The sequence below is a fragment of the Moraxella sp. K127 genome (genome assembly GCF_015223095.1).
In the GTDB taxonomy this organism is placed as follows: domain Bacteria; phylum Pseudomonadota; class Gammaproteobacteria; order Pseudomonadales; family Moraxellaceae; genus Moraxella.
In genome coordinates, this window is sequence record NZ_JADFBZ010000073.1 from 1 (window position 1) to 10,151 (window position 10,151).

A 10,151-nucleotide genomic window follows, 5' to 3' on the forward strand; every position below is an offset into this window, starting at 1 on the left:
GTTTAGCATACTTTGCAAACCAGAGCTAAACATTCATTAAGATTAAGATTATCATAAAAAGGCAACCCATGACCCCAATCACAACCCGTTATCGTTCATTATTTGCCACGCTTGGCATGAGTGTGGTGCTTGGGGTCGGTGTACCTGCTTTTGCCAACAACACGGCAACCGCTACCGCTCCCAACGCCCAAAACACCGCCATAGCAACCGCTGATGCTCAGAGCGAAGGGCAAGCGGTGGAGAATTTGATTGTTTTAAATGAATTAAATAAAGCCAAAAATCAAGCCCAACAATCCCAAAATCAAGCCCAAGCAAACAGCCAAACGACAGCCACACCACGCCAATCCACCGCCCCTGCGGTTGCTCATGACAAGCTGATTTTAAACAATCCCGTTGTTGATGAAGCCCATATTTTGACCGCCAGCGAAAAGGCTCATTTGGAGACTCAGCTAAGACGAATTTATGATGATGGCTTGGCTCAAATGGCGGTGGTCATCGTGCCGACCACAGACGGCATGGATATTTTTGATTATGCTATCAATGTGGCGAACCGTTGGCAACTTGGGCAAAAAGACACCGATGAAGGCATTTTAATGGCGGTGGCGATTAACGACCGCAAATTGCACATCGTTACGGGCTATGGCGTGGAAGGCGTGTTGCCCGATGCCAGTTTGAACCGCATTATCCGTGAAGACATCACACCCAGTTTTAAGACAGGGGCATACGCCCAAGGCATATCGGCAGGGATTGCACGCATTGACGAACGGCTACGAGCCGACCCCGAGACCCTTGCCCGAGCGGACGCACAGCAGATAAGTGCCGATGAAGAGATTAGCGTGGTGCCGTTTTTTATTTTTGCCATGTTTTTTGGTACGGTGTTAAGCGGTGCTTTGGGGCGGTTTTTGGGGGCAAGCGTGTCCACAGGCGGTTTTGTGCTACTGGCGACTTTGTTTGGCGTGGGGCTACTGACCGCCATTGGAGCAGGCATTTTGCTTTGGATATTGCTCATTCTTGGCGTGTTTTCAAATGGCGGACGGCGTGGCGGTGGCACTTATGTCGGCGGTGGCGGATTTGGTGGCTCTGGCGGGGGCTTTGGGGGCGGTGGGTTTGGCTCTGGTGGCTTCGGTGGGGGTGGTGGCGGATTTGGCGGTGGCGGAGCAGGTGGCTCTTGGTAAATGATTGAAAAAGAAGGATAAAAATATGAGACACATTCCCCAAAAAAGCTCAGCACGCCTGTTTCGCCAGCTCATTTTTGTGCCATTTTTGCACAATCGCTGGCTCACTGCCGAACTCAAAATTGCCCTTGCCGAGCGTATCGCCCGAGCCGAAAAAGGTCATCGTGGCGAGATACGCCTTATCATTGAAAATCATCTGCCGATTGGTATCGCTTATGATAATGACTGTCGTGGGCGTGCCTTACAGCTCTTTGGCGAATATGGCGTATGGGACACCGCTCACAATACGGGCGTGCTGATTTATGTCAATCTGTGCGAGCATGACCTTGAAATCATTGCTGACCGTGGCATTGATACGTATGCCTGCGATGACTGGCAAAATCTATGCCAAAATACGCTCACTTATTTTAAAAAAGGCGACATGGCGGACGGCTTGGGGTGGCTTATTGATGAGATTGGGCGACTTTTGAATCAATATTTCCCCTGTGATGATTTAAGTGGCAATGAATTGCCTGATAATGTGGTGTATCTAAGGTAGGTAAAAATGAACGCAAACACAGCTTTTTATTGGACTTATTGCACTCTTTATCGGGCTATTTATCATCGCCTTAGCTAAGCCCTATTTTGCCAAAAAGACTGCCAGTATTGATGATTTTAAACGTGAACTTGGTAGGCTACTACCCAGTCATGACCTAATGATAAAACATGGTTCGCAATCTCGTATCATCGTAAGCCTAGACGGCATTCAAAAGGCGATTGTGATTATGGATAAACCAAAAGCGGATTATGTTATGGGTGGCTTGCCGATTTTTACCACGGATAAAGTGGGCAAACTAAAACCCATTGCCGATAAAATCGGGGCGAGTGCGGTGGTGGTGAATTAGCTTAATTTGCCTTTATGGAGATTTTTTAAAATAAAATAAAACAATGCTTACTTCATTTTTAACTTAAAATGGTAACTTATTGATTGTTCCATAATTATTTTTTGGGTTTTTGAGTTGTAGGGATGAATCATATTCGCCCTTGATAAACCAATCACTTATATAAAAGTTGAGAATGGAGATGCTTTAAAAAATTTATAAAATCATCAATGCTTGCCAAGCTTAAAAACCCTACCAATGATAAAATCTACCAATGCATTAGATGTGCCCTAAATCATCCCCAAAGCCATAAGCCCCCTAAGTATCCCATCGTCATCATGGCGTGGACAGACATAATCCGCCACAGCTTTTAGGCCGGGGTGAGCGTTACCCATTGCCACGCCAAAGCCGACTGATGAGAGCATTTCGATGTCATTTAGCCCATCACCAAAGGCGACAGCGTCCGCCATGGACAGACCCAGTGCGTCTAGCACCGAGCGAATACCCCGAGCCTTTGAGCCGTGGACGTCTAGGATGTCCACGCCAAAGACGTGCCAGCGTACGGTTTTTAGGTCGCCCCTTAGGACAGATGAGAGCTGGGCGGTGTGGTTATTTTCATAAAATGCCAGCATTTGATAGACGGGTGTGCTCATGTCAAACGACTCTGTCACACGATAGGGGATGTGTAGCGATGTCAGGGCTTGCACCATGTATTCATCGGGGCTGACCGTGACAATCTCATCACGGGTCATGTAGCCATGGGCGATACGCTCGCTATGTAGGTAGGTGGTGGTGTGGGTCAGTTGAGCGTGCGTCAAGGGAAAATGGGTCAGGCATTTACCCTGATACTCGTTATACTGCCCGTTAATCGTCACAAAAATGTCAATGCCAATCTCGTCGATAAGCTCATTAATACAAGGCGGGAACACGCACAGACCACGCCCTGTGGCGATGGCGACCATGATACCACGCTCTTTTAGGGCGTGCAGGGCGGTTTTGGTGCTGTCTAAAATGCGATTTTCGTATTTGATGTAGAGCGTGTCATCGATGTCAAAAAAGACGATTTTGGGGGTGGTGGGCGTGGTGGCAGGCGTGGTGTTCATGAGCGTTTTTCATTGAAAATTTACCTATTTTATGCAAAAATAACCACATTTGCAAATCTTGCTGATTTGTGATGATTTTGATTTAAAGACACCAAAAGGCAACTCATGACCACACCCGATTTAGAACCGACCTTGCACCAACGCCGTATTATCTATCAAGCTCGCCGTGGCTTAAAGGAGCTTGATTTTTATATTGACCCTTATGTCAAAAGCCACTATCTCACCGCCGATGAGCAAGAACAGCTTGCTTTTGAGCGACTCTTAGAACATGAAGACCCTGATTTGTTGTTGTTTTTTTTGGGGCAGGCAAGCCCTGATGATGTTGAGATAGGCTCGCTCATCGATAAGATAAAAGCACTTAGACACACCCAGTCGCTCTGATGTTTATTGATACCGCCATCACACAGGTCGCTCATGACTTGCCCATCAAGGCTGGCGTGCTTATCATCACGCTATTACTGATGGCGGTAATGGATGTGCCGTGGTGGCAGTATGCCATGGTGGGCGTGGTGTGGGCAGTGTGCCTATGGATGGATAAAATGCGTGCCATCCCGATACATGAGCTGTCCGCCCATGCTCCTGATGATGTGTGGTATCTGGGCATGTATGATGGGGTGGATAGGCAGGTATGGCAGGCGTATCTGTCGGATGTGGCGGCGATGGGGCGAAGGGTGACGATGACGTTTCGTGTTGTCGTGCCGTTTGAGATAACGCACCGAGTAACCATTCATCATCGTATGGTGTCAGAGCAGGATTTTCGCCGATTGGTGTCACTACAAATATAGGAAGAGCTGATGACCACGTCTATTTACACCGCCAAAGCTGTCAAAGACTGGGAGAATCGCTGGTTTGCAGATGGTAACAGCTCGTTTGGTCTGATGAAACAAGCAAGTCTTGCACTGTGTTTGCAAGTCATTGATTTTATCAATAAAAACAACATCTCCCAAGCCGACATCATCGCATGGTGTGGTGTGGGCAACAATGGCGGAGATGGCTACCTGACGGCAAAATATCTGGCAGATAGACTGGATAATGAGCATTTTAATGTACAAATCATCGCTCCAAATCCACCAAAAAGCGTGGACGCTGTCCGTGCTAGGTCGCTATGTATAGGCGTGCCAATGCATGATGATGTGGGTGGTGTCATTCGAAAATTTGAAAAAGTGATTCATCTGGATGCGTTGTTTGGTAATGGGCTAGACAGAGAGCTTGACAAAGCACATCAAGACATCATTCACGCCCTTAACGCCCAAACAGGCACCAAAATCGCCCTTGACGTGCCAAGCGGTCTGCACCCTGATAGGGGTATTCCTTTGCCTGTGTGTGCGGACGTGGACATGACCTTGTGTGTCATGGGGCTAAAAATGGGGCTGTTTGTTGGGGTGGCAAAGGACTTTGTGGGGCAAGTTGTTAATCTGCCTTTGATACCGCCTGATGATGAGCTGTCAGCGGTGGCGTATCTGTCGGATAAACCAAAACCGCCCACACGCCAAAGCACCGCCCACAAAGGCGACTTTGGTACGGTGGCGGTCGTGGGTGGTCATCGGCGTATGGGTGGGGCGGTCATCATGGCAAGCCAGATGGCGATGAGCATGGGGGCAGGGCGAGTTACGGCAATCTGTCATGCCACGCACCACAGTGCCATGCTGACCCGCTCGCCTAATGTCATGGTGGCGGACATTGATGAGATGAGCGTGGAGAGCTTGGCAGGATTTGACCGTGTGGCGTTTGGCATGGGGCTTGGGCGTGATGTGTGGGCAGAGATGGTTTTTGATAAAGTCATGGATAGAGTAATTCATCACGCCTTTGATAGGGTGGTGCTGGACGCTGATGCGTTGTACTTTTTGGCAAAAAATCCATGTAAATTGTCCAATCATGTCATCTGTACGCCCCATTCGGCAGAGTCGGCACGCCTGCTTGGCGTGAGTGTGGCGGACGTGGATAATGACAAACTAGGCACGCTGTATCGCTTGCATGAGCGGCATGGTGGGCAATGGGTCATCAAAGGGGCAAATACGCTAAGCTTTGACGGCACAAGGGTGCAATTTTGCCCATTCGGTAATGCCTTTATGGCAACCGCAGGCATGGGCGACGTGCTGGCGGGTATGCTCGTTGGGTTGGACATGAATGTGCATGACGTGGTGGCGTGGCACGCTGTCATGGGCGATAGGCTTGCTGACGGGGCGATGTTTGGCATTCATGCGTATGACATGGCGGATGTGGCAGGTGAGATGGTTTTAGGCGGGTAAATTAGACAGGGCAAAATAGACAAAAAGTCAAGGTTTCACAGACAGATAAAGCAAATACCATCAAAAAATTGGCAAGTAATTGTTTTTACTTGTCATTTTTTATGGCTAAAATCTGCCAAAAATTTATCCCCAAAAGCTGTGGATAAGCCTGTGGATAACTTTGTAATTTTATGTAAAAATACTGTAATGATGGGCGATGACGGTTGATTGGTTGAAATTTATACATAATTTTATCGAAAATAAATCATTTAAAATCAATAGCTTATAAGTATAAATTTGCTTAAATTTTGATAAATTGGGCAGTCACCGCAAAATGTTTCACGCACCATCAAGAATAAAACACTCTGTGGATAAGTGTATGTTTTTGACATTCGCCAAAGATTGACCACAAAAAATCCTGCCATAAGACAGGATTTTTTTTGGATAGCTAAGCAGCTGATAACTAGGCGATTACATCATTCCGCCCATGCCACCCATACCGCCCATGCTAGCACCCATATTAGGGGCTTCTGGGGCAGGTTTGTCGGTAATCATCACCTCGGTGGTGAGCATAAGACCTGCCACGCTGGCGGCGTGTTCTAGGGCGGAGCGAGTTACCTTGGCAGGGTCAAGAATGCCCATTTCTAGCATATCGCCATACTGACCTGTGGCAGCGTTGTAGCCGTAGTTGCCAGAGCCGTTTTTGACTTCATTGACAATCACAGACGCTTCATCGCCAGCGTTGGTTACGATTTGGCGAAGTGGAGCTTCCATGGCACGGCGTAGGATATTGATGCCTGCGTTTTGGTCGTCATTTTCGCCTTTTAGTTCAGCCAATGCAGACAATGCACGCACTAGGGCAACACCACCCCCTGGTACGATGCCTTCTTCTACCGCCGCACGGGTGGCGTGTAGAGCGTCATCAACACGGTCTTTTTTCTCTTTCATTTCGGTTTCGGTGGCAGCACCGACTTTAATGACCGCCACACCGCCAGAGAGTTTGGCAACACGTTCTTGCAGTTTTTCTTTGTCGTAGTCAGACGTAGATTCTTCGATTTGACGTTTGATAGATTCAACACGGCTGTCAATTTGAGCCTTGTCGCCTGCTCCGTCCACAATCACGGTGTTTTCTTTACCAACGGTGGTTTTCTTGGCTGTGCCTAAGTGTTCCAAAGTTGCAGTTTCTAGGCTTAGACCCACTTCTTCTGAAATCACAATACCGCCTGTCAAAATGGCGATGTCTTGGAGCATGGCTTTACGTCTGTCGCCAAACCCGGGGGCTTTAACGGCACAGGTTTTTAGACCGCCACGCAAGTTGTTTACCACCAAAGTTGCCAACGCTTCATTTTCCACATCTTCGGCGATGATAAGTAGCGGACGGCTCGTTTGCATGACTTGTTCTAGTAGTGGCACAATCTCACGAATGTTGGCAATCTTTTTGTCCACAAGCAAGATAAAAGGATTGTCAAATTCGCAGGTCAAGCTGTCTTGCTTGTTGGCAAAGTAAGGGCTGATATAGCCACGGTCAAACTGCATACCCTCAACCACTTCTAGGGTGTCTTCAAAGCCTGAACCCTCTTCTACGGTAATCACGCCTTGCTTGCCGACAGTTTTCATCGCTTCTGAGATAAGCTCGCCAATCTTGGTATCGGAGTTGGCTGAAATTGAACCCACCTGAGCTATCGCTTTAAAGTCATCGGCAGGGGTAGACAGGGCGTGGATTTGCTCAACGGCAACACGAGTCGCCTTGTCAATACCACGTTTTAAATCCATAGGGTTCATGCCAGCAGCGACAGTTTTCATGCCCTCTACTAGGATAGCTTGGGCAAGTACGGTGGCGGTAGTCGTGCCGTCCCCTGCCACGTCATTGGTTTTTGAAGCCACTTCACGGACAAGCTGAGCTCCCATATTTTCAAATTTGTCTTCAAGCTCAATCTCTTTTGCCACGCTCACACCGTCTTTAGTGATGGTTGGTGCTCCAAAAGATTTGTCAATCACCACGTTACGACCTTTTGGACCTAGGGTAACTTTTACGGCATCTGCTAGGATATTGACACCGTCAATCATTTTTTCACGGGCGGATACGCCAAATTTTACATCTTTTGCCATGTTTATTCTCTCTTAGATTTTTAAATTAAAATGGTAATGGGTTTTTGAATATAGGACGTGTTTTTTTACACGGGCGTGTTCAACACGCCCCTACATAATCATTGCAAATAGTTGGATTATTCAAGCACACCCAACACATCAGATTCTTTCATGATGAGCAACTCTTCGCCGTCTACTTTGACGGTTTGACCTGCATATTGACCAAATAGCACTTTATCGCCCACTTTAACATCTAAGGGACGAACGCCATTATCAGTAAGCTGACCGTTGCCCACGGCAATCACTTCGCCTTGTTGGGGCTTTTCTTGGGCAGAACCAGGGAGTAGGATACCGCCTGCGGTTTTTTGCTCTTCTTCGGTACGGCGAACGACAATGCGGTCATGTAAAGGACGGATTGGCATAAAATTTCTCCATTAACTTGTTAGGGATACTGGCAAAACCAGATTGTTTGTAAAAATGGTGTTAGGGGGCAAATTTTTCAAGATAATTTTTAAAAATTTATCCAAGATATAAGCAACGAACTTGATATTTACCACAGGTTTTGTAGAATTGGTGTTATTAAAGGACGTGTTCAGCACGTCCCTACGTCCACATATCATAGATTTGTCGCAATTTTAAAATCCATAAACCCCTACTCACACAGTATCACTTTTTTATCAAATGTTATTTTTGGGTCAAGCAGGTACTGCACCACATAACCGTCCACGCACGCATTCATGCCTGATAGGCTCACCGTATGACCGTGATTTGGCGTGTAGATGAGCGTGTCATCAAAGCGTTTTGCCATATTGACAGCATTGGCAAGCGGTGTGGCAAGGTCATACTTTTGGGCGACAAAGAGCAGATTGGGCGTGTCGTTTGTGATAAGGTTTTCATCCAAATCATCGGTCGCTTGCCATTGCCAGTAGTAGCAAGCGTCCAGATAATCATCATCAGAACGCTTCTTGATGTCATCATAACGAGCCTGTTCATCGATGATTTTGGCTTGTTTGATGTACTCATCTCGGCTAAGTTTGGGGGCGGAATCAGCACAGTTTACAAGGGATAGAGCGTCTTTACTAAACCCTTTTTCGCCAAATTCGGACAGTAGTAGTTGAGTGTTAAACTCGCTCGTCTCGCCCCTGTCAAGCTCGCCAAGCATCGTCATCATGTCTGCCCAGTAGGTGCTGTCGTTGATGTTTTCGTTGATAATGGCTAGGATACTTTGGCTGTCTATTTTGTCGCCGTTTTTGTCGGTTAGGTTTTTGGCGGAAATCTCGGCTAATTTATTGATAAATGCGGTGTTTGGGTCTTGGGACTTGTCAAAAATACAAGTGTCTTGGCAGGTTTTGATAAAGGCATCAAAGGCAATTTGTGAGCCTTTGTACTGATTTTTTAAAATGGTAAATAAGGTCTCGCTCGTATCCACCACCCCGTCTGCCACGCCTGCCCGCAAGCGTGTGGGGTAATGCTCGGCATATTTGGTGACAAGTTTTGTCCCATATGAGTAGCCCACCATGCTCCACACGTCCACACCAAGCTGTGTGCGAATGCTGTCTAGGTCTTTGACGACTTCTTTTGAGCTGATAAAGGGCAAAATGTCCGCCCCTGTGTGCTGTATGCAAGCGTCCATATAGGCTTTGGCGTTAGTGTTACCCTGCTCGTCCGTCTCGTCCACGCCACCGCAGTCTATGGCAGGGGTAGACGGGGCAACCCCACGGGGAGCGTAGCCCAATACGTTAAAATTATCCTTAACTGTCTGCCCATACTCATCAAACAACGTCATACTCATGTCAAGGCTATGACCGCCCGGCCCGCCGTTTAAGAGCAACAGCTCGCCAATGGGATTGCCCTTAGCAGGCAAACGTGTGAGCGGTATGGCAAAGGTTTTGCCATTGGGCTTGGTATAATCCACAGGCACATCGACGGTCGCACATTGTAAGCGTGGCGATGGTGGCAATACAAACCACGATAGATAAGCAGGGCGATAGCAAGAATGCCAAGTGATGTCGCCTTGTTTGGTAGACCCGCTTATAAGATATAGATAAAAGCACAGCACAACCGCAAAGATAAAGGCGAAAAATAAGGCGGTGTATTTAATGATTGATTTTAGCATGAGAATGCACCTAAAAGACCACAAAAATAACAAAATTTTAAAAGTTATATGATAACATAAAATGTAACAAAATATGTATAATGATTAGGGCGTGCCTGCCTTTTGTATTTGCAATGAAAAATGAGGAAAATCGCACGTTTTTCAAGGAAAAGACGCAGGCTGATAGTTATTCTATCAGACAAGTTTTTGACGATGAAAAACAAGATTTAGCCATTTTTCATGCAAAAACGATTGATTTTGCCTAAGATATTTCTAAATTTAATTGTGTTATAAAGGTTCAACACGCCCTAGTTTGCTTTATGATAATGGCAAATAAAATATGGTTTGAGATTGCTCTCACAAAATGCTACAAATCATCACGCCACCGCCCTTGAATTTGTAACAAAAAATGTCAATAATACCCCCATGTTCTTAATTTTAATGTAAAGCGAGTAATCATGACGATTTTTAAAAATTTCCTAAAAACCACCACTATTACAACCGCTATCTTGGCAGGGGCAACTTTATCTGCAAATGCGTCTGATTTATCAGGATTTTCTGCCACTTATGTACTAAAAGCAGATGACAAAAAGGGCACAGCA

Annotated in this window: 11 protein-coding genes; 7 read left to right on the top strand and 4 right to left on the bottom strand. The window is 46.6% G+C overall.

The window, feature by feature from the left end:
* Positions 1 to 68: 68 nt before the first annotated feature.
* The 3 genes from IM753_RS12170 (at position 69) to IM753_RS12180 (ending at position 2,059) form a co-directional block, all read left to right on the top strand.
* Positions 69 to 1,175, top strand: a complete 1,107-nt coding sequence (locus IM753_RS12170; protein ID WP_065255964.1) for a YgcG family protein — start codon at positions 69 to 71, stop codon at positions 1,173 to 1,175.
* Between the two features lie 25 nt (positions 1,176 to 1,200).
* On the top strand, positions 1,201 to 1,713 hold the full coding sequence (locus IM753_RS12175) for a TPM domain-containing protein (protein ID WP_065255963.1): 513 nt from the start codon (positions 1,201 to 1,203) through the stop codon (positions 1,711 to 1,713).
* A 157-nt stretch (positions 1,714 to 1,870) separates the two neighbouring features.
* Positions 1,871 to 2,059, top strand: a complete 189-nt coding sequence (locus IM753_RS12180; protein WP_065255962.1) for a hypothetical protein — start codon at positions 1,871 to 1,873, stop codon at positions 2,057 to 2,059.
* A gap of 266 nt (positions 2,060 to 2,325) precedes the next feature.
* On the opposite strand, the gene IM753_RS12185 is transcribed toward IM753_RS12180, so the two are convergent.
* Positions 2,326 to 3,138, bottom strand: coding sequence for a Cof-type HAD-IIB family hydrolase (locus tag IM753_RS12185; protein ID WP_065255961.1), 813 nt, complete (start codon positions 3,136 to 3,138; stop codon positions 2,326 to 2,328).
* Positions 3,139 to 3,243: 105 nt separating this feature from the next.
* On the opposite strand from IM753_RS12185, the gene IM753_RS12190 reads away from it, so the two are divergent.
* Genes IM753_RS12190 through IM753_RS12200 form a run of 3 tightly spaced genes read left to right on the top strand, consistent with a single transcriptional unit; the run spans position 3,244 to position 5,387 of the window.
* Complete coding sequence (locus IM753_RS12190; RefSeq protein WP_065255960.1) at positions 3,244 to 3,519, top strand: succinate dehydrogenase assembly factor 2; 276 nt, start codon at positions 3,244 to 3,246, stop codon at positions 3,517 to 3,519.
* On the top strand, positions 3,519 to 3,923 hold the full coding sequence (locus IM753_RS12195) for a hypothetical protein (RefSeq protein ID WP_065255959.1): 405 nt from the start codon (positions 3,519 to 3,521) through the stop codon (positions 3,921 to 3,923). The genes IM753_RS12190 and IM753_RS12195 overlap by 1 nt, the downstream gene beginning before the upstream one ends.
* 9 nt (positions 3,924 to 3,932) lie before the next feature.
* Positions 3,933 to 5,387 carry an NAD(P)H-hydrate dehydratase gene (locus IM753_RS12200; RefSeq protein WP_194109404.1) on the top strand — a complete coding sequence of 485 codons (1,455 nt, stop codon included), beginning with the start codon at positions 3,933 to 3,935 and terminating at the stop codon, positions 5,385 to 5,387.
* A 450-nt stretch (positions 5,388 to 5,837) separates the two neighbouring features.
* On the opposite strand, the gene groL is transcribed toward IM753_RS12200, so the two are convergent.
* The 3 genes from groL to IM753_RS12215 all read right to left on the bottom strand — a co-directional run bounded on the left by groL (position 5,838) and on the right by IM753_RS12215 (position 9,570).
* Positions 5,838 to 7,475 carry a chaperonin GroEL gene (groL, locus tag IM753_RS12205; protein ID WP_065255957.1) on the bottom strand — a complete coding sequence of 546 codons (1,638 nt, stop codon included), beginning with the start codon at positions 7,473 to 7,475 and terminating at the stop codon, positions 5,838 to 5,840.
* Positions 7,476 to 7,591: 116 nt separating this feature from the next.
* Complete coding sequence (gene groES, locus IM753_RS12210) at positions 7,592 to 7,876, bottom strand: co-chaperone GroES (protein ID WP_065255956.1); 285 nt, start codon at positions 7,874 to 7,876, stop codon at positions 7,592 to 7,594.
* 230 nt (positions 7,877 to 8,106) lie between these two features.
* Entirely contained in the window at positions 8,107 to 9,570 is a 1,464-nt protein-coding gene (locus IM753_RS12215) for an alpha/beta fold hydrolase (RefSeq protein ID WP_194109405.1), read from the bottom strand.
* A 113-nt stretch (positions 9,571 to 9,683) separates the two neighbouring features.
* Between IM753_RS12215 and IM753_RS13385 the strand changes: the two genes are divergently transcribed.
* Positions 9,684 to 9,815: a hypothetical protein gene (locus tag IM753_RS13385; RefSeq protein ID WP_255518675.1), complete on the top strand. Its 132-nt coding sequence runs from the start codon at positions 9,684 to 9,686 to the stop codon at positions 9,813 to 9,815.
* The last annotated feature ends 336 nt before the right edge of the window (positions 9,816 to 10,151 follow it).